Here is a 22,940-nt window from a genome sequence, read left to right as displayed (position 1 = left end):
TGCGCGAATTGTTGCTGATCTTCGCCCGGTGGCGGGCTAAAATACCGGGCGAGTAGGGGGCTGGAACGCGGAATGATAAGACTACGAAATCCCCGCACGGGGATTCTTCAGGGAGATACGGTGGTATTTTCCGACTTCGAAGACGGCGGCGAGATGTGGACCGGCACCGGCCTGCGCGAGCGGCGCTGCAAGGTGGACTTCAGCGAAGGTTTTGCCCGTCCGCCCGCCGTGCAGGTGTCGCCATCCCTCTGGGACATGGACACCAGGGCCGCGATCCGCGCGGAACTGGTGGCCGAGAACATCACCCGCAACGGCTTTGAGATTGTCTTTCGCACCTGGTCCGACAGCCGCGCCGCCAGGTTGCGCGCGGCCTGGATGGCCATCGGCGAGCTGCCTTACGCCGACGACTGGGACGTTGACTAGACCTCTGCCGTAAGGCTGCCTGCACGCAGCAACTTCTGAAACTTGGGACAGTCCAGATGGCTGGGTGCGGGGCAGTCGGCCACGTGGCGCAGCGCATCGCGCAGGGTCGTCAGCTCGTGGATCTGTGCCTCCAGGGCGTCGGCGCGGGCATGCAGTTGATCGCGTGGCAATTCGGGGCGGCCGCCCTCTCCGAACATGCCCGCGATGTCCTTCAACGCGAAGCCGGCCGCCTTTCCCAGCGTGATCAAAGACAGTTGCAGCAGCACTTCCGGCCCGAACTGCCGCCTGAGCCCGTTGCGCCCGCAAGAGGTTATCAGCCCGAGGTCCTCGTAGTACCGCAGCGCCGAAGGGGCCACGCCGGACCGTTCGCTGACCTCGCCGATATCCAGAAGTTTCATCATTGACCTCAAGCTGACTTCAAGTGGCAGGGTGCCAGTCCTGATTGAAATGGACAAGGGGACACCCGGATGAAGACGAGTAATGGCGCGCTCTGGCGCGAGCCACGCGCGATGGCGCTGTTGATGGCGGCCAGCCTTACGGTGATGGCCAATGCCACCATCAGCCCGGCGTTGACCGGCTTGGAACAGGAGTTTGCAGCGCAGCCCGGGGCGGCGGTCCTGGTGCGGCTTCTGGTCACCGCGCCCTCGCTGGCGGTGGTGCTGGTGGCACCGCTGGCGGGATGGCTGACGGATCGTGCAGGGCGTCGGCGGGTGCTTCTGGCCGGGGTCTGGCTGTTCGTGCTCTTCGGTACCGCGGGGGCCTATCTGCCGGAGTTGCGGATGGTTCTGGTCAGCCGCTTTGGCCTCGGGATTGCGGTCGCGCTGATCATGACGGCGCAAACGGCACTGATTGGTGACTATTTCACCGGCCCGCGCCGACAGGCGCTGACCGGCCTGCAAATCTCGGCGCGCAATTTCGGCGGGCTGCTGTTCATCGGCCTGGCGGGCCTGGCTGCCACGGTCTCGCCCCGCCTGCCGTTCCTGATCTACGCTCTGGCCCTGGTCTGCCTTTACACCGTCTGGCACCACGCGCCGGAGCCCGCGCGCAACCGTGCCGAGGGGGACAGACCCCAAGCAGACGCGGCGCACCCGGCCTGGCTGGCGCTGGTGCTGGCGGTATCGGCTCTGCAGATGCTGACCAATGGCCTGTTTTTCCTGATGCCGACACAGTTGCCGTTCTTCTTTCAGGCGCAGGGCTTCGACAGTGCGGCGATGACGGGTGCCGGGCTGGGGCTGCTGTCGCTCTGTGGTGGCATAGCGGCGCTGTTCTACGCCCGGCTGAGGGCGGCGCTGCCGCAGGCGCTGATCTTTGCCCTCGGCTATGCCGCGCTGGCGGTGGGCTTCTGGTGTCTGGCGCAGCAGGGCAGTGCGGCGCTGTCGCTGGCCGGGGCAATGGCGGTGGGCGTCGGCTATGCCACCGTCTCGCCCGGCTTTGTCGCCATCGCGCTGGAGCTCGCCCCCGCCAGCCGCCGCGGCACGGCGGGGGCGATCCTCACCGCCTCGGTGTTCAGCGGCCAGTTCCTGTCGCCGCTGGTCAGTACGCCTGCGATCAGCCAGTGGGGCTATGGCGGCACCTTTGCCGGGGTGGCGGGCGGCGTTGCGCTGCTGTCGGTGGGGGCCGGGGTGGCAGCGCTGCGCCAACACCGCCGTCGCGCTGCCGCCTGATGCGCGGCGGGCAAAGAAAAAGCCCCGCAGGCTGCGGGGCTTTACACGCTTAGGCAAGGCGGACTGTCTTAGCCGCCGTTGCTGTAGAGGCTCTCGTAGATCGGCACCAGCGTCTTGTCCTCGAACAGCGACGACACCGAGGTGCCGTGCCAGATGTTCAGGATCGCCTGGGTGAACAGCGGCGCGGTCGGCAGGATGCGGATGTTGGGCGCGGCAGCCACGGCTTCGGTCGGCTGGATCGAGTCGGTCAGCACCAGCGATTTCATCACCGAGTTGGTCACGCGCTCCACCGCCGGGCCGCTCATCACGCCGTGGGTGATATAGGCGTGCACTTCCTTGGCGCCGTTGTCGAGCAGCACCTGCGCCGCCTTGCACAGCGTGCCGGCGGTGTCGCACATGTCGTCGACGATCAGGCAGATCTTGTCAGTCACATCGCCGATCACGGTCATCTCGGCCACTTCACCGGGCTTCTCGCGGCGCTTGTCGACGATCGACAGCGGCGCGTTGATGCGCTTGGCCAGCTCGCGTGCGCGGGCCACGCCGCCCACGTCCGGCGAAACCACCATCAGGTCTTCCATCTGGTCCTTGAACTGCGCCTTCACGTCCAGCGCGAAGATCGGGCTGGCATAGAGGTTGTCCACCGGGATGTCGAAGAAACCCTGGATCTGCGCCGCGTGCAGGTCCATGGTCAGCACCCGCTCGATACCCGCACCGGTCAGCATGTTGGCCACCAGCTTGGCCGAGATCGGGGTGCGTGCCTTGGTGCGGCGGTCCTGGCGGGCGTAGCCGAAGTAGGGGATCACGGCGGTGATCCGCTGGGCCGAGGAGCGGCGCAGCGCATCGGAGATGATCAGCAGTTCCATCAGGTTGTCATTCGCCGGGTTCGAGGTCGGCTGAATGATGAACATGTCCTCGCCGCGGACGTTTTCATAGACTTCGACGAAGATCTCGCCGTCATTGAAGCGCTCCACGCGCGCATCGACCAGACCCTGGTCAACGCCACGGTGCATGCTCATCCGGCGGGTGATGGCTTGGGCAAGAGGAAGATTGGCGTTCCCAGCAATCAGCTTGGGTTCGTTCAAGGTCGGCATTGGCTGTGATCCCCAGGCAGCAATGGCAATGTGTCAGATTCGTGATATTGAACCCCGCTTATCATGCACTTACCGTCGCGCAAAGTTATTAGCGGGAGAAACAACCAATGGCAGCCGTGGATTTCTACTTCTCAACCCTGTCGCCCTTTACCTATCTGGCCGGCAGGCGCCCGTGGGAGATCGCCGCGCGCCACAGGGTGACGCTCAACCTCAAGCCCCTGGACATCATCGCGCTGTTTCCCCGCACCGGCGGCACCCCGCCCGCGCAGCGCCATCCGGCGCGGCAGGAATACCGGCTGATCGAAATGCAGCGTCAGGCGGCGGCGCTGGGGATGCCGATCAATCTGAAACCGGCCCATTGGCCTACCAATGCCGCACCGTCTTCCTATGCGATCATCGCCGCGCAGGCGGCCGGGGGCGGCGATCTGGCGCAGCTGGTGACCTCGATCCTCAGCGCCTGCTGGGCCGAGGAGAAGGACATCGCCGATGACGCAGTGATCCGCGGTTGTCTCGATGGCGCCGGCTTTGACCCCGCGCTGGCGGACAGCGGGCTCCTGGCCGGCGCGGAAACCTATGCGCAGAACCTCGAGGATGCCGTCACCGCGGGTGTCTTCGGCGCGCCCTTCTGGGTGACGGCGGACGGGGCCCGTTTCTGGGGCCAGGACCGGCTGGCAGATCTGGACGCGCATCTGGCCGGGGGTCAGGCGTGACGGAGCTGCCGCAGGGGATCTTCGCGCGCAGCTTCGGGGAGGGGCCGCGGTCGCTGCTGGCGGTGCATTGTTCGCTCGCCCATTCCGGCGCCTGGCGCGGTCTGGCGGCGGCGATGGAGCGCGAGGTCACGCTGACCGGCTTTGACATGCTCAACCACGGGCGCAGCCCGGACTGGGACGGGCAGGGCAACTACCAGCTGCTGAACACCGAGGCTGGTCTGGCGCTGCTGCAGGACATGGCCGCACGTGACGGTGGGCAAGACACCCCGGTGGACGTGATCGGCCATTCCTTCGGGGCCACGGTGGCGTTGCGCATGGCGATGGCGCGGCCCGACCTGGTGCGCAGCCTGACCCTGATCGAGCCGGTGCTGTTCGCGGTGGCGCGCAGCGACGATCCGGGCCTGCTGGCCGCCATCGAGGCCGAGAGCCTGCCGTTCGACCAGGCCTATGCAGCCGGTGATCTGGAGCGCGCAACGCGGCTGTTCAACCGCCTGTGGGGGCCGGGCCACCCGAAGTGGCCGGACCTGCCCGAGAGCTCGCGGGCGGCGATGATGCGGGCAATGCCGGTGATCCCGGCCAGCCACGCGACCCTCTACGACGACGAGAACGGCACCCTTGCGCCGGGCGCGCTGGACCCGGTGACGATGCCGGTTCAGCTGATCTACGGCAGCAAGAGCCCGGCGGTAATGGCGGTGATTGCCCGCGGGCTCAGCCGACGCCTGCCGCAGGCGCTCTGCGTGGCGATGCCGGGCGCCGGGCACATGCTGCCGGTGACGCATCCGCAGCAGACCGCGGCCCTGTTGCGCCGGTTCTGGAACGGTCGACCGGAGGCCGCGCGCGCGCCTGTGGCACAGACGCCCGAGGCAACCGCGGCCGCAGAGGGCGCGGGCGGGACGGCAGGCGGGACCACGGCCGAGAACAGGGCCGAGGAGGACAGCCGCCAAGACTGAGATGCAGGGTGGTCAGGTTCAGGCGGCGTGTTCGCCTGCAGCGGGGGCGGTTGCGCCTTCCGGTGTTTGACCTACAGCAGCGCCAGCAACGCGTCGATCTGCGCGTCCGGCACCGACCAGTCGCAGACGAACCGCGCGGTCACCAACTCGTCCTCCGCGCCATCCATGCCGCCGTCCCACAGGTGATAGGCGGCACCGGCGTCGAACAGGCGCCGGTGGGTGGCGCGGGGCAGCGCGGCAAAGATCATGTTGGCCTGCACCTTGTGGCTGAATTCGGCCCCGGCCGCGGCCAGACCCTTGGCCAGCCGCGCGGCCTTGGCATTGGCGGCGCGGGCGTTCTCAAGCCACAGATCATCGCTCAGGTAGGCCAGCATCTGCGCCGACAGGTAGCGGTGCTTGGAGAACAGATGCGCGCCGCGCTTGCGGCGGTACTCGAACTCCTCGGCGCGGGCGGGGTCGAACAGCACCACCGCCTCGACGCCGAGGCAGCCGTTCTTGGTGCCGCCAAAGGACAGCGCCTCAACCCCTGCCTTCCAGGTCATCTCGGCGGGCGTGCAGCCCAAGGCCACCAGTGCATTGGCAAAGCGCGCGCCGTCCATATGCACCGGCAGGCCATAGTCCCGCGCCACCGCGCCCAGCTCGTTCAGCTCCGCGACCGAGTAGACCGTGCCGAACTCTGTCACCTGCGACAGCGACACCGGCCCGCGCTTGGGGCCGTGCACGCCGCGGTTTTCCTCGCCCTCCAGCGCGCGGCGCAGATCCTGCGCGGTCATCTTGTCGGCATCGCAGACCGTGGTCAGCTTGGCACCGCCGCTGAAGAACTCCGGCCCGTTGCATTCATCCACGTTGATATGCGCCTGCCGGGTGCAGAACATCGTCTGCCACGGCTGGCACAGCGCCGACAGCGCCAGCACATTGGCGGCGGTGCCGGTGGCCACCAGATAGACCGCCGCCTCGGGGGCCTCGAAGATCTCGCGGATGCGGGCGGTGACCTGTTCCATCTGCGGATCAGCGCCATAGCCCATGGCATAGCCCTGGTTGGCCGCGGCCAGCGCATCCAGGATCTGCTGCGGCACCGGGCCGGAATTGTCAGAGGCGAAATGCATGGCAGTAGCTCCTTGGGAAATCTGGAAAACAAGAACTCAGGTGGGTTCCTCGATGATGTGGTCTTCCCACTCATCCTCGGGTGTTTCGAACTCCGATACCGTCCAGCCGCGCACCGAGACACCGGCCGCGTGCACGCTCTCCGGCGTGCCGGTCAGCAAGGGATGCCACTCGGGCAGCGGCTTGCCCTGCCACAGCAGCCGGTAGGCGCAGGTCTCGGGCATCCAGTAGGCGTGGGTGTCGAGGTTGTCGGGCTTCAGCACGATGCATTCCGGCACGAACTGATGGCGGATCGGATACTGCGAGCAGCGGCAGGTGGCATCGTCCAGCAGGCGGCAGGCGACCCGGGTCAGCGCCACTTCACCGGTCTCCTCGTCCTCCAGCTTGTTGAGGCAGCATTTGCCGCAGCCGTCGCACAGCGCTTCCCATTCCTTCTGGTTCAGCTCGCTCAGCGGCTTCTTTTCCCAGAACCGCGCCGCCAGACCCGCGCGGTCGATCACGTCCTTGCCCCGTTTCATAACGCGGCCAGAATGTCGCGGGCGCGGGCGCAATCGGCATCCATCTGCGCGATCAGCGCGTCCAGCCCGTCGAATTTCAGCTCGGGCCGCAGGAACTCCACCAGCCCCACCGACAGCGTCGCGCCATAAAGGTCGCCCGAGAAATCAAACAGGTAGGTCTCGATATTGGGCACCACGCCGCCGAACATCGGCCGCACCCCGATCGAGGCCGCGCCGTGGTAGCTACCCTTGTGCGGCCCGTCCAGCACATCGACCAGCACCGCATAGACGCCAAAGCGCGGCTGGTGCAGCCCGTCGATCGACATGTTGGCGGTGGGAAAGCCCAGTTCGCGGCCGCGCTGCTCGCCGCCGATCACCACGCCTTCGATGCGGTGCCAATGGCCCAGCATCTCCTTGGCGTCGGCCGGGCGGCCTTCGGTCAGCGCGTTGCGGATCGCGGTGGAGGACACCGCATGTTCGGAATATTCCATCAGCGGCGCGATGGTGACGCCAAAGCCATATTGCGCGCCGAAGCGTTTCAGATCCTCGGCATTGCCCGCGCGCGCCTTGCCAAAGCAGAAGTCGGCCCCGACCACCACGTGCCGCAGCCCCAGCCCCTTGGCGATCACGTCGCGGGCGAATTCCTCGGGCGTCAGGCTGGACAGGGCGGTGTTGAAGTTCAGCTCATAGAGCCGCGCCACGCCCAGCTTCTCCAGCCGGTGCGCCCGCGCATCGGCGCGCATCAGCCGGAACGGCGGGCTGTCGGGCGCGAAATATTCGCGCGGGTGGGGCTCAAAGGTCATCACGCCGAGCGGCGCATCGGGGGCGGCCTTGCGGGCCAGCTCGATCACCGACTGATGGCCCAGGTGCACGCCGTCGAAATTGCCAATGGCGACGGTGGCGCCCCGGTCCTGGTCTTCGACGAACTGATAATCTCTGACGATACGCATGGCGCATGCCTATCCGCAGCCGCCCGCCGGTTCAAGCGGCCAGTGGCAGGGGAGGGCGCGACGCCGGGCGGGCCGGCGCTGGCCCGGCGCCACCGCGCGCCCTGTTCCGGGCGGGTGCCGCCCCAAGGCGCAAGGCGTTGCGCATCCGGCGTACGCTGCCTTCACGCAATCCTCAGGCAGCTGTGCCAGACTGCGAGGCGATCGATCATTCGCCATGGCCCTGTGGCCATGACACCCGGCGCTGGGCGAACTGTGTGGCCGCCCGCGCATCATCAGGAGACCGGCCCCGATGAAAAGGGGGTCGTTCAGGATATCCTGTCCGAGCCTCCCCCGTGGGGGAGCGCCCATCCTCCGTCCGGCGGCGCCGCCACCCTTTGCGGGCACGTGCTCCACGGCAGATACAAAAGAGACCAGAAAAACAAACCGCCAAGGCCAAACGGCCCCGGCGGCTGAACCTGCAGCAAAGCGCCGCTAAAGCGCCAGTCGCGGACGACAGAGCGCGGGCCGTGCCCGGTTCAGTCGAACTTGCGCGACGGCGCCAGCACCATTGCCTCGCCCTCCAGCACCTTCTTGCCGTCGACGATGCAGCGGCAGTCCAGCTTGACCCGGCGCTTGTCGATCACGATGTCGGTGACCTCGACCTCCGCCAGCACCATGTCGCCGGGGCGCACCGGTGCGAGGAACCGCAGCGACTGGCTCATGTAGATGGTGCCATGGCCGGGCAGCTGCTCTCCGATCACCGCCGAGATCAGCCCGGCGGTCAGCATGCCATGGGCGATGCGGCCCTCGAAAATCGTGTCCTGGGCATAGGCGTCATCCAGATGCACCGGATTGCGGTCGGTGGAGACCTGGGCGAATTTCTCGATATCCTCATCGGTGATGGTTTTGCGCAGGTAGCGCACCATGCCCATCTCGATGTCCTCGATGCAGATGGTGCCGCGGGGCAGGTTGTCCAACATCCGGTCCTCCGTCCGTGGTGCCCCGGTCCGGCTGTGGCCGTGGGCGTTCTGAAATATTTGCGCGCCAGATTGCCCGCTTGCGCAACTTTATTACTTTGCAACTGCAGAAAATCAAGGGGCTTCAGCACGAAAAACCCCGCCCTTTCGGGGCGGGGGTCGGCGATCCACTATTGGAAGGGGGATTTTAGCGCAGGAAACCAATTGCATAGGTGGGGGCGGATTGCTCCTGCGACAGGTAGTCCGCCAGCGCATCCGCATCCGGCTGCTGCGCGGTTTTGGTCTCGCGCGCGGCCAGGCCGCCGGTGATGAACAGGGAATCGATGCCCTCGCCCATGGCGCCGGCGATGTCGGTATGCGGCCCGTCGCCGATCGCCAGGATGTCGGCGTCGGCAATGTCGACGTCCAGCTCCGCCAGGCGGCGGCGGGCGAGGTCATAGATCGGCGGATGCGGTTTGCCGAAATAGAGGCTCTCGCCGCCCATCTCGGTATAAAGCCGCGCCAGCGCGCCGGCGCACCACTCGCGGGTTTCGCCGCGGTCCACCACGATGTCGGGGTTGGCGCACAGCAGCTTCAGTCCCATCTGCTTGGCATAGAGGAAATCCGGACGGTTCACGTCCGGGTCAGCCTGGGTGTCGAAGGGGCCACAGCAGACGATTCCTTCGGCCTCTTTCAGCGGCACGATGGAGATCTCGACCGGATCGTGGATCACGTTCAGCGGCTCGAAGAAGCCGGCATCGCGTTCCCACTCGCCCATGAAATACACCTTGTTGCCGACAGCCCCCGTGAACATCGCGGCCCGCGCGCTGTCGCCGGAGGTGGCGATGGTGTCATAGGCATCGTCGGGCACGCCGAATTCTCCCAGCTGCGCGGCAACCCCGGCCCGCGGCTTGGGAGAGTTGGTGACCAGCACCACCAGGCCGCCCTGCGCCCGGTAGGCCTGCAGCGCCGCGACCGCTTCGGGAAAGGCGGTGATGCCATTGTGCACGCAGCCCCAAAGGTCCACGAACAGCGCCTTGTAGCGGCTGGAGACTTCGGCGAGGGAATTGATGATCTGGGTCATGGGCGATCTCCTGAGGCAGGTTTCCCCCGCTTATGCCCGAGCCGCGCCGACAATGCCATGGGGCAACCGCTTTCGCAGCCCCCGCATTGCCGCTAAACCGGAGACAGGGAGAGACCACCGCCCCGCCGGGGCAACCGGAGAGACGACAAGATGGCAAAACCGATTCACTCGATGGTCCGCGTGCTGGACGAAGCCCGCTCGCTGGCCTTTTACAAGGCGGTATTCGGCATGGAGGTGCGCGACCGTTTCGACTTCGAGGGCTTCAGCCTGATCTACCTCGCGACCGATGAAAGCCCCTTCGAGCTGGAGCTGACCGTGAACAAGGGGCAGGACACGCCCTACGAGCTGGGCAACGGCTATGGCCACCTGGCTTTCGCGGTCGAGGATCTCGAAGCCTCCCATGCCGCGGCCAAGGCGGCCGGTTACGAACCGCGCGACATCGTCGAATTCAAACCCGATGGCGAAAACATCCTTGCGAAGTTCTACTTCATCGCCGATCCGGACGGCTACCAGATTGAGGTGCTGCAGGCCGGCGGGCGCTATCGCTGACAGCCGCAAACCGCAGCCGCCGCAAAACGAAAAAGGCGCCCCGAGGGGCGCCTTTTGTGAATCAGCGATCTGCGGGTCGCGATCAGACCTTCAGGTTCGGAATGATCTGCTTCTTGCGCGACATGACGCCCGGCAGCACCACGGTGTCGCCGTCCGCATCCGCGTCAAAGGATTTCTTGGCGACGGTCTTCACCAGGTCGTTCGGCACCAGGAGGGTGGCTTCCTCGTTCAGGATGTCGACGACGAACAGCAGCACCTGGTCGACGCCGTCCTCGGCTGCCACGGTGGTCATGGTCTCCATCAGCGAGGCTTTGCGGTCCAGCACAACGGCCGGCGCGGTGGTTTCCAGCACGGAGACGCGGAACTTGGTGCCGTCGACTTCGTATTCCTTGGAGTCCATGCGCAGCAGTTCGGCGTCGGAGAAGGACGACACATCGGACTTTGCCGCGAACATCTCTGCCGCGTAGTCGGCGATGTTGATGCCCAGGTCGGCGGCCAGTTTCTCGGCCACGTCCTTGTCATGTGCGGTGGTGGTGGGCGAACGGAATTCCAGCGTGTCGGACAGGATGCAGGTCAGGGCGGCACCCTTGATCGCCTCGGGCATCTTGGCGGCGTCGTCGCCCATCAGGTCAACCATGATGGTGGCGGTGCAGGCCAGCGGGCGGATGGTGATGTCGATCGGGCCCTTGGTTTCCAGGCCGCCGACCAGCTTGTGGTGGTCGATGATCGCCTGCACGTCGGCGCCGTTGATGTTGGCGGGCAGCTCGGCCGGGTTGTTGGTGTCGACGATCACGACGGCGGCGTCATCGGCCACGTCTTCGATGATCGCGGGCTTCTCGAGACCCCAGCGCTGCAGCATGAAAGCCGCTTCGGTGTTCGGCTCGCCCAAGAGCTTGGGCTCGGCGGCCACGCCTTTCACCTCGTTCAGGTACCAGGCCCAGACAATGGGGGAGCCGGTGGAATCGGTGTCGGGGGATTTGTGGCCGAAAACTTGAATGGTCATGGGCTGTCCTGTTCACTCATCTGACATGAAATAGGGGAGATTTGCGCGCCTTATAGAAAGGCTGCGCGCCCGTGTCATCCCATAACTCCCAGGTGCCGCGCCGCAGCGCCGATTTGCCGCCGCTTGTCTCGCCCCGGGCCAAGGCCTAGGGTCGCAGCAAACGGGCAGGGCAGGCGCAGGGGCAGCCATGGGACAGACATCCGGGGCGCTGAAAATCGACATCGGCATCTTTGCCCATAACGAGGGCGCAGGCATCGCCGCCATGCTGGCGGATCTGGCCGGGCAGTCGCTGCTGCAGGCGGGCGCGGATCTGCGGCTTTTCGTGCTGGCCAACGGCTGCAGCGACGACACGGTCGCACAGGCCCGCGCCGCCCTTGCGGCCAGCGCGCTGACGGACCGGGCCGAGGTGCTGGAACTCCCCGAGCCGGGCAAGAGCCGCACCTGGAACCGCTTCACCCACGAGTTTTCGCGCGCCGAGGCGGATCTGCTGATCTATTGCGACGCGGACATCCGCTTTGCCGATGCCTCCACCTTGCAGCAGCTGGCCGATTTCATGCAGGCCAACCCGCAGCTGGCCGCCAGCAGTTCCTTTCCGGTCAAGGACCTGGCGCTGGCCGAGCGCCGCCTGTCGCTGGTCGAAAAGCTGATCGTCTCCGGCGGCAGCAGCCGCGAGGAGGTGCGCAGCCACATCTGCGGCCAGTGCTATGCCGCCCGCGCCGCGGAGGTACGTGCGGTGCATATGCCCGCGGGCCTGCCTGTGGAGGACGGCTTTCTGCGCGCCATGCTGCTGACCCGCAATTTCACCGCGCCGGAGGATCTGTCCCGCATCGATGCCAGCCCGGCTGTCTGGCACATCTATGAAAGCGAGCGGACCCTGGCTGCGCTGATCCGCCATCAGACCCGCATCGTGATCGGCGGCGCGGTCAATCTGGCGCTGTTCGACCACCTGCGGCGGTTGCCGCGGAATCAGCGCTCGGCCGCGCTGCAGCAGGCGGCGGCGCAGGAGGGCTGGTTGCAGAACATGCTGGCGGCGGCGCTGCCGCGCGCGCCCTGGGGCTGGGTGCCGGTGCATTTTCTGGTCAAGCGCAGCGCGGCGATGCTGCGGGCCCCCGGCACCTTGCGCCCCGGACGGCTGGCGAAGCTGATCGCGGGGCAGGGGTTCGACCTCGTGGTCTGGCTCTTGGCGCAGTGGCGCATGGCGCGCGGCAGCGGCGCGGGCTTCTGGTAGCCAGCGCTGCCGCCACCGCTTGCCTTCCCGCCGTCCTTTGGCGAATTCGGTGAACCTAGGGGCGTTGCATTGCCAATCGCGCGGCATCCTGCCAGTCATGGCGCATGGAACGCGAGGATCAGCTTTATGCGCCGGTGAAGGCGCTGCTCGAGGCGCAGGGCTACGTCGTCAAGGGCGAGGTCGGCGCGGTGGACGTAATGGCCTGCCGCGGCGACGAGCCGCCGGTGATCGTCGAGCTGAAGCTGCGGTTCTCGCTGTCGCTGTTTCACCAGGCGGTGGCCAGGCTGGCGGTCAGCGATCACGTCTATATCGCGGTGCCACGGCCCTCGGGGCGGCAGGCGCGGCGCATGCTCAGGGATAATCTGGCGCTGTGCCGGCGGTTGGGGCTGGGCCTCATCACCGTTCTGCCCGACGGCCGGGCCGAGGTGCATTGCGACCCCGGTCCCTACAGCCCGCGCAAGTCCAGGAAGAAACAGCAACGGCTGCTGCGTGAATTCCAGACGCTGCGGGGCGACCCGAACGCGGGCGGCGCCACCCGGCACGGCATCGTCACAGCCTATCGCCAGGATGCGCTGGCCTGTGCCGCGCATCTGGCAACGGTGGGCGCCTGCAAGGGCGCAGAGGTGGCCCGCGCCACCGGCGTCGCCCGCGCCACCCGGTTGATGGCCAGCAACCATTATGGTTGGTTCGCACGGGTCTCAACCGGCATATACGAGCTGACCGAGGCGGGGCGGAAAGGGCTGGCGGACTGGTCCGGCAGCTGGGAAGACACCGCCCCGGAGTGCCGCTGATCCGGTCTTCGGCGGATGCAATTTTTCTGCTGATTCCATGTTGACAAGCGCAGGGTGCATTCCTAGCTTCCCCTTCGTTAGCACTCACCCCGGGTGAGTGATAACGACCTCGGTCGAAGCCCCGACCAGCGGGCGCATCGAGGTGCACAAGATAACAACCTTTGAGCCTTTAAGGAGCTGCAAAGATGGCATTGAAACCGCTTCATGACCGCGTCCTGGTGCGTCGCACCGAGAGCGAAGAAAAAACCGCAGGCGGCCTGATCATCCCTGATTCCGCCAAGGAAAAGCCGAGCGAAGGCCAGGTCGTCGCAACCGGTGAGGGCGCGCGTAAAGACAGCGGCGAGCTGATCGCCATGGCCGTCAAGCCGGGTGACAAAATCCTGTTCGGCAAGTGGTCCGGCACCGAAGTCACCGTCGACGGCGAAGAGCTGCTGATGATGAAGGAAAGCGACATCATGGGCATCATCGAGTAAGCCCTCCGGCTTCTCTGATCCCGATCTCGCTGAAACACACAGAAATTCTCTAGGAGAGTGAACAATGGCTGCTAAGGACGTCAAATTCGACACCGATGCCCGCAACCGCATGCTCAAAGGCGTCAACATTCTGGCTGATGCCGTGAAGGTGACCCTGGGCCCCAAAGGCCGCAACGTGGTTCTGGACAAATCCTTCGGCGCACCGCGCATCACCAAGGACGGCGTGTCCGTGGCGAAGGAAATCGAACTGGAAGACAAGTTCGAGAACATGGGCGCCCAGATGGTGAAGGAAGTTGCTTCCCGCACCAACGACGAAGCCGGTGACGGTACCACCACCGCAACCGTTCTGGCCCAGGCCATCGTCAAGGAAGGCCTGAAACAGGTTGCTGCCGGCCTGAACCCGATGGATCTGAAGCGCGGCATCGACCTCGCCACCTCCAAGGTCGTCGAGAGCCTGAAGGAAATGGCCCGCGAAGTGAAAGACTCCGACGAAGTTGCGCAGGTTGGCACCATCTCCGCCAACGGCGAAGCTGAAATCGGCCGCCAGATCGCCGACGCGATGCAGAAAGTCGGCAACGAAGGCGTCATCACCGTCGAAGAGAACAAAGGCATGGAAACCGAGACCGACGTGGTCGAGGGCATGCAGTTCGACCGCGGCTACCTGTCGCCCTACTTCGTCACCAACGCAGACAAGATGGTTGCAGAACTCGAAGACTGCATGATCCTGCTGCACGAGAAGAAACTGTCCTCCCTGCAGCCGATGGTTCCGCTGCTGGAGCAGGTGATCCAGTCGCAGAAGCCGCTGCTGATCATCGCTGAGGACGTCGAAGGCGAAGCGCTGGCAACCCTGGTTGTCAACAAGCTGCGCGGCGGCCTGAAAATCGCAGCCGTCAAGGCACCGGGCTTCGGCGACCGCCGCAAGGCCATGCTGCAGGACATCGCGATCCTGACCGGCGGCCAGGTCATCTCCGAAGATCTGGGCATGAAGCTCGAGAATGTCACCATGGACATGCTGGGCACCGCCAAGAAAGTCGAAATCACCAAAGACGAAACCACCATCGTCGACGGTGCTGGCGAGAAGGCCGAGATCGAAGCACGCGTTGCCCAGATCCGTACCCAGATCGAAGAGACCACCTCCGACTACGACCGTGAGAAGCTGCAAGAGCGCGTTGCCAAACTGGCAGGCGGTGTTGCCGTGATCCGCGTCGGCGGCATGACCGAAGTGGAAGTGAAAGAGCGCAAGGACCGTGTGGACGATGCGCTGAACGCGACCCGCGCAGCCGTTCAGGAAGGCGTCATCGTGGGTGGTGGTGTTGCCCTGGTTCAGGCCGGCAAGGCTCTGGAAGGTCTGGAAGGCGCCAACGCCGATCAGAACGCAGGTATCAACATCGTTCGCAAGGCCATCGAAGCGCCGCTGCGCCAGATCGCCGAGAACGCCGGTGTTGACGGTGCCGTGGTTGCCGGCAAGATCCGCGAATCTTCCGACACTTCCTTCGGTTACAACGCACAGACCGGTGAATATGGCGACATGTTCTCCTTCGGCGTGATCGACCCGGCGAAAGTGACCCGTACCGCTCTGGAAGACGCGGCATCGGTTGCTGGCCTGCTGATCACCACCGAAGCCATGGTTGCCGACAAGCCCGCCAAAGAAGGCGCGGCAGCCGGCGGCATGCCCGACATGGGCGGCATGGGCGGCATGGGCGGCATGATGTAAGCATCAGCCATCCAACCGGATGACTTTGGGGCTGCCTGCAAGGGCAGCCCCTTTCCGTTTTAAAGGGGCAGACAGCTTTAAGGGGGCAGAAAGCCCGCCTTGCGGGTTTGCCTGCGGCGCGAGTATTTCTGGAAAGATGAAGCGGCCGGGCCTCGATGCCGCCCGCGCCACGGAAATTTCACTGGCCCTCGGTTTGCCGCCGGGGTAGCCCTGCTGCATGCGCCTGTTTCTTCTCGTCTGTCTCACCATGCTGGCCTTTGCCGCCAATTCCATCCTCGGCCGTGCTGCCATCGCGGGCGGGCATATGGATGCCACCGGCTTTGGCCTGTGGCGGCTGGTGTCGGGCGCGCTGATGCTGGCGGTCCTGTGTGCCGCGCGCGGGTTGCAGCCTTGGAGCCGGGAGCGGATCCTGCGCCCCGCATCGCTGTGGGGCGGGGCGGCGCTGACGCTCTATATGGCGGGGTTTACCCTTGCCTATCAGCATCTTGATGCCGGGCTCGGGGCGCTGGTGCTGTTCGGGGTGGTGCAGGTGTCGATGTTCCTCTGGGGCGCGCTGCGTGGCAATCCGGTCACTGGCTTGCAGGCCGCGGGCGCGGTGCTGGCCTTTGGCGGTCTCGCCTATGTGGTCTGGCCCGAGGAGGGCGCGGGCGTGCCGCTGACGGCCTCGCTGCTGATGGCGGCCAGCGGGCTGGGCTGGGGGATCTACAGCCTGTTGGGGCGCGGCGCGCAGCAGCCGCTGGCGGCGACGGCGGTGAATTTCGCCTGGTCCAGCCTGATGATGCTGCCGGTGCTGCTGCTGGCGGGCGGCGGCACGGTTGTCAGCGCCCATGGCATCCTCCTGGCGGTGCTGTCCGGCGCGGTGACCTCCGGCATGGGATATGCACTGTGGTACCGGGTGCTGCCGCAACTGGCGCCCGCGGTGGCCGCCACCGTGCAGCTGAGCGTGCCGGTGATCGCCATCCTCGCCGGTGCGGCGCTGCTGGGGGAGGCGATCGGCTTGCGGCTGGTCTTCGGCACCATCGCCGTGCTGGGCGGCATCGCCCTGGTGGTGCTGCGGGGGCCGAGGGCGCGCCCTGCCGCGGCAGAGTGAGGCAGGGGCTTTTCCCGCTCGAGGAATGCGCCTATCTGCAACGGATGACATTTGTGCTGAAACCCCTGTGCCTTGCCGCCGCGGCGCTGCTGCCGCTGCCTGCCGCCGCCGACTGCGTGATCCTGCTGCACGGGCTGGCGCGCTCCGAGACGTCTTTTGCGGTGATGGAGGAGGTGCTGCGCTCGCGCGGTTATGAGGTGGTGCGCCCCGGCTATGACTCGACCGATGCGCCGATAGAGGACCTGGCGGAAGCGACGCTGCCCCCGGCCTTTGCCGCCTGCGGCCGTCAGACCACGCATGTGGTCAGCCATTCCATGGGCGGCATCCTGCTGCGCTACTGGCTGCAGGAGGGCCATCCGCAAAACCTCGGCCGGGTGGTGATGATGGGGCCGCCCAACCAGGGCAGCGAGCTGGTGGATGAGTTGGGCGGCTGGGAGGTCTTCGGCCTGCTGAACGGCCCCGCCGGGCTGCAGCTGGGCACCGGCGCGGACAGCCTGCCCAGAAAGCTGCCGCCGGTGACGTTCGAGCTGGGGGTCATCGCCGGTAGTGAGTCGCTGAACCCCTTGTTCTCGAACCTCATTCCCGGCCCGGACGACGGCAAGGTCTCGGTCGAGAGCACTAGGGTCGCAGGCATGCGCGCGCATCTGACGCTGCCGGTCACCCACACCTACATGATGAACAATCCGCAGGTGATGGCGCAGGCGCTGCATTTCATCGAGACCGGCCGCTTTGACCCTGATCTGGGCTGGCTGGACGCGGTGCAGGAAATTATCACGGAGGCCTGCCAGTTGAATGGCGGCTGCGAAGAAGAGGGCGAGGGATGAGCCTGGAACTGACCATGCAGGGCGGCGATGTTTTGCGCCCCCAGGGGCTGCAGCGCGGCGGCGAAATCGCCATCGCCGGTGGCGTGGTGGTGGAGGAAACCGCCGGACGGGCGGTGGACCTTTCGGGCTACCTGGTGCTGCCGGGCATCATCGATGCCCATGGCGACGGGTTCGAACGCCACCTGGCCCCGCGTCGCGGCGCCATGAAGCAGATGGCGGAAGGCGTGGTGGCGGCCGAGGCGGAACTGGCCGCCAATGGCATCACCACCGCGGTGCTGGCGCAGTTCTACTCCTGGGAGGGTGGCCTGCGCGGGCCGGAGTTCGCCGCACAGGTGTTCGAGGGCATCAAGGCGGTGCGCGGCGAGCTTGTCACCGATCTGATGCCGCAGCTGCGGCTGGAGATCCACATGCTGGATGACTACGCCGCGCTGCCCGCCCGCATCGCGGACTGGCAGGTGCCCTATGTGGTGTTCAACGACCACCTGCCGCACGAGCGGCTGGCGGCAGGCAAGAAGCCACCGCGCCTCACCGGCCAGGCGCTGAAGGCGGGTCGCAACCCGGAGGTCCACTGGCAGATGCTGAAGGACATGCACGCGCGGCGGGCCGAGATCCCGGCTGCCATGGACACCCTCTGCGCCGCGTTGTCGGAGATGGGGGTGCGGCTGGGCAGCCACGACGACCACCATGCCGAGGACCGCAGCCTGTGGCGCGCGCGCGGCGTGCGGATCTCGGAGTTTCCCGAAACCATGGAAGCGGCAGAGGCGGCGCGGGCCGGCGGTGATCACATCATTCTCGGCTCGCCCAACGTGGTGCGTGGCGGCTCGCACAAGGGCAATGCCTCGGCGGTGGAGCTGATCGCGATGGGGCTGTGCGACGCGCTGGCCTCGGACTACCACTATCCCAGCCCGCGCCGCGCCGCCCTGATGCTGGAGCGTACGGGCCTGATGGATCTGGGCGCGGCCTGGCGGCTGGTCTCGGAAGGTCCGGCCCGGCTGCTGGGCCTTGACGACCGCGGCACGCTGGAGGCGGGCAAGCGCGCCGATATCGTGGTGCTGGACAAGCAGACCCAGCGGGTGGCTGCGACGATTGCCGGTGGGCGGGTCAGCTATATGTCAGGAGAGGTGGCAGGCCGTTTCATGGGCTGCTGAGGGGGGGCGGCGCCGCGCATCAGGCCGGATGGCCCTCTTTGCGGCGCGTGAAAGCGGCGGGGCCGCTTTCACATGCGTTTCTCTGCGCGGGCGTGCGCCGTCCTGATGTGGGGAGAAACCCACGGGCCGGGGCAGGGTCCCGGCTTACTCCTGTGGCTTCACCACGCGGTTCACATGCGCCATCTTACGCCCCGGCTTGGCCTCGGCCTTGCCGTAGAGGTGCAGCGCGCAGTTGGCTTCGCGGGCCAGCTCCGGGATGCGGTCGATGTCATCGCCGATCAGGTTTTCCATCACCACGTCGGAATGGCGCTGGCCATCACCCAGCGGCCAGCCGGCGACGGCCCGGATGTGCTGCTCGAACTGGTCGGTGGTGCAGCCGTTCTGGGTCCAGTGGCCGGAGTTGTGCACCCGCGGTGCGATCTCGTTGACGATCAGACCCTGCGGGGTGACGAACAGCTCGACCCCCAGAACGCCGACATAATCCAGCGCGTTCAGGATCTTGCCCGCCATCAGCACCGCATCCATGCGCTGCGCCTTGCTGAGGCGCGCGGGCACGGTGGTGGTGTGCAGGATGCCGTCGCGGTGGACGTTCTCGCCCGGGTCGAAACAGGCGATCTCGCCGCTCACGCCGCGGGCGGCGATCACCGAGACCTCGTGGCTGAAATTGACGAAGCCTTCGAGGATCGAGGGTGCGCCGGCCATGGCGGCGAGTGCGTCGGCGGCGTCTTCCGGTGCCTTGATGCGGGCCTGGCCCTTGCCGTCATAGCCGAAGCGGCGGGTCTTCAGGATCGAGGGCGCGCCGATTTCGGCGAGGGCCGCATCGAGGCTGGCCTGATCGGTGATGTCGGCAAAGGGCGCCGTCTGCAGGCCGAGATCCTGCAGGAAGGTCTTTTCCGTCAGCCGGTCCTGGCTGATCCGCAGCGCCTCGCGGCCGGGGCGGATCGGCTTTTGCGATTCCAGCAGGTCCAGCGCCGAGGTCGGGATGTTTTCGAACTCATAGGTGATGACGTCGACCGAGGCGGCGAAGGCCTTGAGCGCCTCGGCGTCCTCGTAGCCTGCGGTGGTCACCCGGTCGGCGACATGGCTTGCGGGCGGGTTGGCGCCGGGCTCGAAGATATGGGTCTTGAAGCCGAGGCGGGAGGCCGCGACCGAGAGCATGCGGCCCAGCTGGCCGCCGCCGAGGATGCCGATGGTGGCGCCGGGAGAGAGCATGTCAGTCATCGACGGGCTCCTCCGGGATCGAGGCCGAGAGCGCCGCGCGCCAGTTGTCCAGACGCTGCGCCAGCTCCGGGTCCTGCAGGGCGAGGATGCCCGCGGCCATCAGGCCCGCGTTGGCGGCGCCGGCCGCGCCGATCGCCATGGTGGCCACCGGGAAGCCCTTGGGCATCTGCACGATGGAACAGAGCGAGTCGACGCCGGAGAGGGCGCGTGTCTGCACCGGCACGCCGACCACCGGCACCCGGGTTTTCGAGGCGACCATGCCAGGCAGGTGGGCAGCACCACCGGCACCTGCGATGATCACCTGCAGCCCGCGCTCCGCTGCGGACTTGCCGTAGCTCCACAGCCGGTCCGGGGTGCGGTGGGCGGAGACGATCTTTGCCTCATAGGCAACGCCCAGTTCATCGAGGATATTCGCGGCTTCCTTCATGGTGGGCCAGTCGGATTGGCTGCCCATGATGATGCCTACTTTGATGTCGGCCATCGGCTTGGCTCCTGTCGCGGCTTGTGGAGCGCGCACTATAGGGAAAGTTGGATTTTGCGCAATCCGGCAGCGGCTGGAAAAGCGCCGGATCTTCCCGCTTTTGCGGGCTTTGGCCGCTATGCCGCAGGGGGCGGAGGCTCCCGCCCGCGTGGGGGTGCAGGCAAGCTGCCCCGCCCCCGCGGTTGGGCGTGGCGCCGCGCGGGGCGCGCGGCGCCGGGGACGCTTGGCGGCTCAGTCCCGCTGTTTGGGCAGGATCAGGTTCAGCAGCAGGCCCGCGACGCCAGACAGGCCGATGCCTGCGAGGGTGAAGCCTTCGCCGAATTCCAGTGTCAGCCCGCCGAGGCCGATGATCAGCACGGTGGAGATGATCACCATGTTGCGCGCCTCGGACAGCGCGTCGCCCAGCTTGGCCAGCACCGACAGGCCGACCACGGTGACCATGCCGAACAGCAGGATCATGATGCCGCCCATCACCGGCATCGGGATCGTCGCCAGCGCCCCCGACAGCTTGCCCACGAAGGCCAGCGCGATCGCGATCAGCGCCGCCCAGGTCATGATCGCCGGGTTGAAGGCGCGGGTCAGGGTGACGGCGCCGGTGACCTCGGAATAGGTGGTGTTGGGCGGGCCGCCCAGCAGGCCGGCGGCGGTGGTGGCCAGCCCGTCGCCCAGCATGGTGTTCTGGATGCCCGGCTTTTCCATGTAGTCACGCTTGGTCACGTTGGAGATCGCCAGGATGTCGCCGAAATGCTCGATCGCGGGCGCGATGGCGACCGGCAGGATGAACAGGATGGCGGCGAGGTTGAACTCGGGCATGACGAACTCGGGGATCGCGAACCAGGGCGCGGCGTCCAGCGCGGAGGTGTCGATCAGGCTGGTGCCGGTCACGGCGCCCAGCACCAGCGCCGCGATGTAGCCCGCGGCAACGCCCGCAAGGATCGGCACGATGCGCATGATGCCGCGGCCGAGGATCGCGGTCAGCATGGTGGTGCCGAGCGAGATGGCGGCCAGGGCGAGCGCGGTGTTGCGCGGCATCACCTGGGTGTCGCCGGCAAGGCCAGTGGCCATGTTGACCGCCACCGGCGCCAGCGACAGGCCGATCACCATGATGACCGGGCCGACCACCACCGGCGGCAGCAGCCGGTGCAGGAAGCCGCTGCCGAAGGCGCGGATGGCAAAGCTGAGCGCCACATACAGAAGACCCGCGGCGGCCAGGCCGCCGGTGGTGGCGGCAATGCCCCAGGTCTGCACGCCGTAGATGATCGGCGCGATGAAGGCGAAGGAAGAGGCCAGGAACACCGGCACCTGGCCGCGGGTGACGATCTGGAAGATCAGCGTGCCAAGGCCCGCGGTGAACAGCGCCACGCTGGGGTTCAACCCGGTCAGCAGCGGCACCAGTACCAGCGCGCCGAAGGCGACGAACAGCATCTGGGCGCCGGCCAGCGCCTGTCTGGGGGAGAATTTGTAGTCGGTGTCCTGCACGTCGGGCACCGGGTCGTGGTCGCGCGTGGCGGTCATGGGCAAGTTCCTCGTCCGTTCTTGTCTTTGTTGTTCGTTGCGTGTGGTTGCGGTTTGTCTCAGGAGCCGCCCCCGGCAGCTTGCCGGGCAGCGGGGTGAGCAAAAATTTTCGAGGTTCTAGAAAGAAACGCGCGGTTTGACCATCCTCGGTTTTTCGGAAGGTGGTGGTTTGCGGGCTGCTCCGGCGGGTGACGCGCAGGCTGGCGCAGCGCGCCGCAGGCGCGCTGCCACGCCCAACGCCCTGGCGGGCAGCTGGCTGCCTGTCAGCGGGGGCGGGAGGGGCTCGGGAAGGTTCGGGCGGTGGCGCTCAGCGGCCGGTCCCGCAGGCCTTGCGGGTCAAACTGCACAAGTCGGGGCAGGGGCTGCAGGGTGCATCCGGTATCGCGCGGGCCGAAAGCGGGTGGATGGCGGCGCCGCGCAGCGGTCAGGCGATGATGTCCGGGGTCAGCCGGTCTTCGATCAGCGAGATCTTGTCCTTGAGGATGAGCTTCTGTTTCTTCAGGCGGCGGATCGTCAGCTGGTCGCTGGTGCCGCGCTCTTCCAGCGCGGTGATCGCCTCGTCCAGATCCCGGTGCTGTCTGCGGAAAACCTCCAGCTCAACCTTCAGGACCTCGTCGGTTTTCATCGACACATCTGTGGGTGCATTCATTGGCGACTCAGGTAAGCTGATGAAGGAAGTTGGGAAACCATACGGCGTTAACCGCTTTTCCGCCAGACCTATGCGTACATGGTCTTGTGAATCCAGATGGAACTTCCCATATTCCTTTCTGAGGCGGCTGCCGGGATCGGGGCCGCACCCTACCGTCGCTTTGGCATAAAGGACGAACGAACGTGTCGAAACTTACCTTGGCCTCCTACCCGCATATGCTGGGGTTTGAGCAACTGGAACGCCTTCTGGAACGCTCCGCGAAGTCGGGCAACGAAGGCTATCCCCCTTACAACATCGAACAGACCTCTGATCATTCCTACCGCATCACGCTGGCCGTGGCCGGTTTCGCGGAGGAGGATCTGGCTATTACCGTCGAGGACCGCCAGCTGGTGATCCGCGGCCGCCAAAGCGACGACAGCGACGGGCGGGTGTTTTTGCACCGCGGCATCGCAGCGCGTCAGTTCCAGCGCATGTTCGTGCTGGCCGATGGCGTCGAAGTCGGTGAGGCGGTGATGGAAAATGGGCTGCTGCATGTGGATCTGACCCGCGCACGGCCCGAAACCGTGGTTCAGACGATCAACATCAGAAAGGGGTAAGGCAATGAACACACCGTTTGATTTCAGCCAGGGCTCCGGCCGGACCGTTTACGTCAAGGCAGTGCCGGTGACGGATCTGCCCAAGGATGTGCAGCAGAGCGTGGCCGGACGCCAGCGGCTCTACGCGGTCCATGACTCGCAGGGTGGCCAGCTGGCGTTGGTGACCGACCGGCGCATGGCCTATGTGCTGGCGCGGCAGAACGACCTGACACCTGTCGCGGTCCACTGACAGCGTCCCGTGCGGCGCGGC

At 66.5% G+C, this 22,940-nt stretch carries 26 protein-coding genes; 14 read left to right on the top strand and 12 right to left on the bottom strand.

Annotation, left to right across the window (positions count from 1 at the left end; translation table 11 throughout):
* Positions 1–72 precede the first annotated feature (72 nt).
* Positions 73–423, top strand: a complete 351-nt coding sequence (locus tag AB9K35_RS09130) for an H-type lectin domain-containing protein (protein WP_369925483.1) — start codon at positions 73–75, stop codon at positions 421–423.
* On the opposite strand, the gene AB9K35_RS09125 is transcribed toward AB9K35_RS09130, so the two are convergent.
* Positions 420–821, bottom strand: coding sequence for a helix-turn-helix domain-containing protein (locus tag AB9K35_RS09125; RefSeq protein WP_369925481.1), 402 nt, complete (start codon positions 819–821; stop codon positions 420–422). The genes AB9K35_RS09130 and AB9K35_RS09125 overlap by 4 nt on opposite strands.
* Positions 822–890: 69 nt before the next feature.
* Between AB9K35_RS09125 and AB9K35_RS09120 the strand changes: the two genes are divergently transcribed.
* A complete protein-coding gene (locus tag AB9K35_RS09120; RefSeq protein ID WP_369925479.1) occupies positions 891–2,087 on the top strand; it encodes an MFS transporter in 1,197 nt (398 codons plus the stop codon).
* 68 nt (positions 2,088–2,155) lie between these two features.
* On the opposite strand, the gene AB9K35_RS09115 is transcribed toward AB9K35_RS09120, so the two are convergent.
* On the bottom strand, positions 2,156–3,178 hold the full coding sequence (locus tag AB9K35_RS09115) for a ribose-phosphate pyrophosphokinase (protein ID WP_369925477.1): 1,023 nt from the start codon (positions 3,176–3,178) through the stop codon (positions 2,156–2,158).
* Between the two features lie 107 nt (positions 3,179–3,285).
* Here AB9K35_RS09115 and AB9K35_RS09110 point away from each other — a divergent pair, with 107 nt between their 5' ends.
* Positions 3,286–3,888, top strand: coding sequence for a 2-hydroxychromene-2-carboxylate isomerase (locus AB9K35_RS09110; protein ID WP_369925476.1), 603 nt, complete (start codon positions 3,286–3,288; stop codon positions 3,886–3,888).
* Positions 3,885–4,838 (top strand): alpha/beta fold hydrolase, encoded by a 954-nt coding sequence (locus AB9K35_RS09105; protein WP_369925474.1) that lies wholly within the window; start codon positions 3,885–3,887, stop codon positions 4,836–4,838. The genes AB9K35_RS09110 and AB9K35_RS09105 overlap by 4 nt, the downstream gene beginning before the upstream one ends.
* Before the next feature lie 71 nt (positions 4,839–4,909).
* On the opposite strand, the gene AB9K35_RS09100 is transcribed toward AB9K35_RS09105, so the two are convergent.
* From AB9K35_RS09100 to AB9K35_RS09080, 5 genes are all read right to left on the bottom strand, one after another.
* Entirely contained in the window at positions 4,910–5,944 is a 1,035-nt protein-coding gene (locus tag AB9K35_RS09100) for a low specificity L-threonine aldolase (RefSeq protein WP_369925472.1), read from the bottom strand.
* A gap of 36 nt (positions 5,945–5,980) precedes the next feature.
* Entirely contained in the window at positions 5,981–6,460 is a 480-nt protein-coding gene (locus AB9K35_RS09095; protein ID WP_222455077.1) for a YcgN family cysteine cluster protein, read from the bottom strand.
* Entirely contained in the window at positions 6,457–7,389 is a 933-nt protein-coding gene (locus AB9K35_RS09090; RefSeq protein ID WP_222455078.1) for a bifunctional riboflavin kinase/FAD synthetase, read from the bottom strand. The genes AB9K35_RS09095 and AB9K35_RS09090 overlap by 4 nt, the downstream gene beginning before the upstream one ends.
* 515 nt (positions 7,390–7,904) lie before the next feature.
* Positions 7,905–8,348, bottom strand: a complete 444-nt coding sequence (locus tag AB9K35_RS09085; RefSeq protein ID WP_222455080.1) for a MaoC family dehydratase — start codon at positions 8,346–8,348, stop codon at positions 7,905–7,907.
* A 184-nt stretch (positions 8,349–8,532) separates the two neighbouring features.
* Positions 8,533–9,408 carry a TIGR01459 family HAD-type hydrolase gene (locus AB9K35_RS09080; RefSeq protein WP_222455081.1) on the bottom strand — a complete coding sequence of 292 codons (876 nt, stop codon included), beginning with the start codon at positions 9,406–9,408 and terminating at the stop codon, positions 8,533–8,535.
* 150 nt (positions 9,409–9,558) lie between these two features.
* Between AB9K35_RS09080 and AB9K35_RS09075 the strand changes: the two genes are divergently transcribed.
* The gene (locus AB9K35_RS09075; RefSeq protein ID WP_369925470.1) at positions 9,559–9,957 is read left to right on the top strand and encodes a VOC family protein; all 399 of its coding nucleotides are present in this window, start codon (positions 9,559–9,561) and stop codon (positions 9,955–9,957) included.
* An 82-nt stretch (positions 9,958–10,039) separates the two neighbouring features.
* Here the strand turns inward: AB9K35_RS09075 and AB9K35_RS09070 are convergent, their stop codons facing one another.
* A complete protein-coding gene (locus AB9K35_RS09070) occupies positions 10,040–10,960 on the bottom strand; it encodes a manganese-dependent inorganic pyrophosphatase (RefSeq protein ID WP_222455083.1) in 921 nt (306 codons plus the stop codon).
* A 187-nt stretch (positions 10,961–11,147) separates the two neighbouring features.
* On the opposite strand from AB9K35_RS09070, the gene AB9K35_RS09065 reads away from it, so the two are divergent.
* From AB9K35_RS09065 to AB9K35_RS09035, 7 genes are all read left to right on the top strand, one after another.
* Complete coding sequence (locus tag AB9K35_RS09065; RefSeq protein WP_369925468.1) at positions 11,148–12,188, top strand: glycosyltransferase family 2 protein; 1,041 nt, start codon at positions 11,148–11,150, stop codon at positions 12,186–12,188.
* Between the two features lie 104 nt (positions 12,189–12,292).
* On the top strand, positions 12,293–12,979 hold the full coding sequence (locus tag AB9K35_RS09060) for a DUF2161 family putative PD-(D/E)XK-type phosphodiesterase (protein WP_222455085.1): 687 nt from the start codon (positions 12,293–12,295) through the stop codon (positions 12,977–12,979).
* A gap of 185 nt (positions 12,980–13,164) precedes the next feature.
* Positions 13,165–13,452: a co-chaperone GroES gene (groES, locus tag AB9K35_RS09055; RefSeq protein ID WP_222455086.1), complete on the top strand. Its 288-nt coding sequence runs from the start codon at positions 13,165–13,167 to the stop codon at positions 13,450–13,452.
* Positions 13,453–13,516: 64 nt separating this feature from the next.
* Positions 13,517–15,166, top strand: coding sequence for a chaperonin GroEL (gene groL, locus AB9K35_RS09050; protein WP_222455087.1), 1,650 nt, complete (start codon positions 13,517–13,519; stop codon positions 15,164–15,166).
* Positions 15,167–15,383: 217 nt separating this feature from the next.
* Positions 15,384–16,256, top strand: coding sequence for a DMT family transporter (locus tag AB9K35_RS09045; RefSeq protein ID WP_369925465.1), 873 nt, complete (start codon positions 15,384–15,386; stop codon positions 16,254–16,256).
* 44 nt (positions 16,257–16,300) lie between these two features.
* On the top strand, positions 16,301–17,080 hold the full coding sequence (locus AB9K35_RS09040; protein WP_369925463.1) for an esterase/lipase family protein: 780 nt from the start codon (positions 16,301–16,303) through the stop codon (positions 17,078–17,080).
* A complete protein-coding gene (locus AB9K35_RS09035) occupies positions 17,077–18,228 on the top strand; it encodes an alpha-D-ribose 1-methylphosphonate 5-triphosphate diphosphatase (RefSeq protein WP_369925461.1) in 1,152 nt (383 codons plus the stop codon). Before AB9K35_RS09040 ends, AB9K35_RS09035 begins: the two co-directional genes overlap by 4 nt.
* Before the next feature lie 144 nt (positions 18,229–18,372).
* Here the strand turns inward: AB9K35_RS09035 and AB9K35_RS09030 are convergent, their stop codons facing one another.
* The 4 genes from AB9K35_RS09030 to AB9K35_RS09015 all read right to left on the bottom strand — a co-directional run bounded on the left by AB9K35_RS09030 (position 18,373) and on the right by AB9K35_RS09015 (position 22,094).
* The gene (locus AB9K35_RS09030; RefSeq protein ID WP_369925459.1) at positions 18,373–19,449 is read right to left on the bottom strand and encodes a 5-(carboxyamino)imidazole ribonucleotide synthase; all 1,077 of its coding nucleotides are present in this window, start codon (positions 19,447–19,449) and stop codon (positions 18,373–18,375) included.
* Positions 19,442–19,930, bottom strand: coding sequence for a 5-(carboxyamino)imidazole ribonucleotide mutase (gene purE / locus AB9K35_RS09025; RefSeq protein ID WP_369925457.1), 489 nt, complete (start codon positions 19,928–19,930; stop codon positions 19,442–19,444). The genes AB9K35_RS09030 and purE overlap by 8 nt, the downstream gene beginning before the upstream one ends.
* A 231-nt stretch (positions 19,931–20,161) precedes the next feature.
* The gene (locus AB9K35_RS09020) at positions 20,162–21,445 is read right to left on the bottom strand and encodes a uracil-xanthine permease family protein (RefSeq protein WP_222455094.1); all 1,284 of its coding nucleotides are present in this window, start codon (positions 21,443–21,445) and stop codon (positions 20,162–20,164) included.
* A gap of 424 nt (positions 21,446–21,869) precedes the next feature.
* Positions 21,870–22,094 (bottom strand): DUF465 domain-containing protein, encoded by a 225-nt coding sequence (locus AB9K35_RS09015; RefSeq protein WP_222455095.1) that lies wholly within the window; start codon positions 22,092–22,094, stop codon positions 21,870–21,872.
* Between the two features lie 182 nt (positions 22,095–22,276).
* Here AB9K35_RS09015 and AB9K35_RS09010 point away from each other — a divergent pair, with 182 nt between their 5' ends.
* Together AB9K35_RS09010 and AB9K35_RS09005 are read left to right on the top strand one after the other, a co-directional pair.
* The gene (locus tag AB9K35_RS09010) at positions 22,277–22,690 is read left to right on the top strand and encodes an Hsp20 family protein (protein ID WP_222455096.1); all 414 of its coding nucleotides are present in this window, start codon (positions 22,277–22,279) and stop codon (positions 22,688–22,690) included.
* A gap of 4 nt (positions 22,691–22,694) precedes the next feature.
* Positions 22,695–22,919, top strand: coding sequence for a DUF1150 family protein (locus tag AB9K35_RS09005; protein ID WP_222455097.1), 225 nt, complete (start codon positions 22,695–22,697; stop codon positions 22,917–22,919).
* Positions 22,920–22,940: the final 21 nt, after the last annotated feature.

The sequence above is a fragment of the Leisingera sp. XS_AS12 genome (assembly GCF_041224635.1).
Taxonomy (GTDB): Bacteria; Pseudomonadota; Alphaproteobacteria; order Rhodobacterales; family Rhodobacteraceae; genus Leisingera.
This window is presented reverse-complemented; position numbering and strand designations above follow the sequence as displayed.

Bases quoted from the DNA above. Each gene is read 5' to 3' on its own strand.
- AB9K35_RS09130 (WP_369925483.1), top strand. From the start codon at position 73: ATGATAAGACTACGAAATCCCCGCACGGGGATTCTTCAGGGAGATACG.
- AB9K35_RS09125 (WP_369925481.1), bottom strand. From the start codon at position 821: ATGAAACTTCTGGATATCGGCGAGGTCAGCGAACGGTCCGGCGTGGCC.
- AB9K35_RS09120 (WP_369925479.1), top strand. From the start codon at position 891: ATGAAGACGAGTAATGGCGCGCTCTGGCGCGAGCCACGCGCGATGGCG.
- AB9K35_RS09115 (WP_369925477.1), bottom strand. From the start codon at position 3,178: ATGCCGACCTTGAACGAACCCAAGCTGATTGCTGGGAACGCCAATCTT.
- AB9K35_RS09110 (WP_369925476.1), top strand. From the start codon at position 3,286: ATGGCAGCCGTGGATTTCTACTTCTCAACCCTGTCGCCCTTTACCTAT.
- AB9K35_RS09100 (WP_369925472.1), bottom strand. From the start codon at position 5,944: ATGCATTTCGCCTCTGACAATTCCGGCCCGGTGCCGCAGCAGATCCTG.
- AB9K35_RS09095 (WP_222455077.1), bottom strand. From the start codon at position 6,460: ATGAAACGGGGCAAGGACGTGATCGACCGCGCGGGTCTGGCGGCGCGG.
- AB9K35_RS09090 (WP_222455078.1), bottom strand. From the start codon at position 7,389: ATGCGTATCGTCAGAGATTATCAGTTCGTCGAAGACCAGGACCGGGGC.
- AB9K35_RS09085 (WP_222455080.1), bottom strand. From the start codon at position 8,348: ATGTTGGACAACCTGCCCCGCGGCACCATCTGCATCGAGGACATCGAG.
- AB9K35_RS09080 (WP_222455081.1), bottom strand. From the start codon at position 9,408: ATGACCCAGATCATCAATTCCCTCGCCGAAGTCTCCAGCCGCTACAAG.
- AB9K35_RS09075 (WP_369925470.1), top strand. From the start codon at position 9,559: ATGGCAAAACCGATTCACTCGATGGTCCGCGTGCTGGACGAAGCCCGC.
- AB9K35_RS09070 (WP_222455083.1), bottom strand. From the start codon at position 10,960: ATGACCATTCAAGTTTTCGGCCACAAATCCCCCGACACCGATTCCACC.
- AB9K35_RS09065 (WP_369925468.1), top strand. From the start codon at position 11,148: ATGGGACAGACATCCGGGGCGCTGAAAATCGACATCGGCATCTTTGCC.
- AB9K35_RS09060 (WP_222455085.1), top strand. From the start codon at position 12,293: ATGGAACGCGAGGATCAGCTTTATGCGCCGGTGAAGGCGCTGCTCGAG.
- groES (WP_222455086.1), top strand. From the start codon at position 13,165: ATGGCATTGAAACCGCTTCATGACCGCGTCCTGGTGCGTCGCACCGAG.
- groL (WP_222455087.1), top strand. From the start codon at position 13,517: ATGGCTGCTAAGGACGTCAAATTCGACACCGATGCCCGCAACCGCATG.
- AB9K35_RS09045 (WP_369925465.1), top strand. From the start codon at position 15,384: ATGCGCCTGTTTCTTCTCGTCTGTCTCACCATGCTGGCCTTTGCCGCC.
- AB9K35_RS09040 (WP_369925463.1), top strand. From the start codon at position 16,301: ATGACATTTGTGCTGAAACCCCTGTGCCTTGCCGCCGCGGCGCTGCTG.
- AB9K35_RS09035 (WP_369925461.1), top strand. From the start codon at position 17,077: ATGAGCCTGGAACTGACCATGCAGGGCGGCGATGTTTTGCGCCCCCAG.
- AB9K35_RS09030 (WP_369925459.1), bottom strand. From the start codon at position 19,449: ATGACTGACATGCTCTCTCCCGGCGCCACCATCGGCATCCTCGGCGGC.
- purE (WP_369925457.1), bottom strand. From the start codon at position 19,930: ATGGCCGACATCAAAGTAGGCATCATCATGGGCAGCCAATCCGACTGG.
- AB9K35_RS09020 (WP_222455094.1), bottom strand. From the start codon at position 21,445: ATGACCGCCACGCGCGACCACGACCCGGTGCCCGACGTGCAGGACACC.
- AB9K35_RS09015 (WP_222455095.1), bottom strand. From the start codon at position 22,094: ATGAATGCACCCACAGATGTGTCGATGAAAACCGACGAGGTCCTGAAG.
- AB9K35_RS09005 (WP_222455097.1), top strand. From the start codon at position 22,695: ATGAACACACCGTTTGATTTCAGCCAGGGCTCCGGCCGGACCGTTTAC.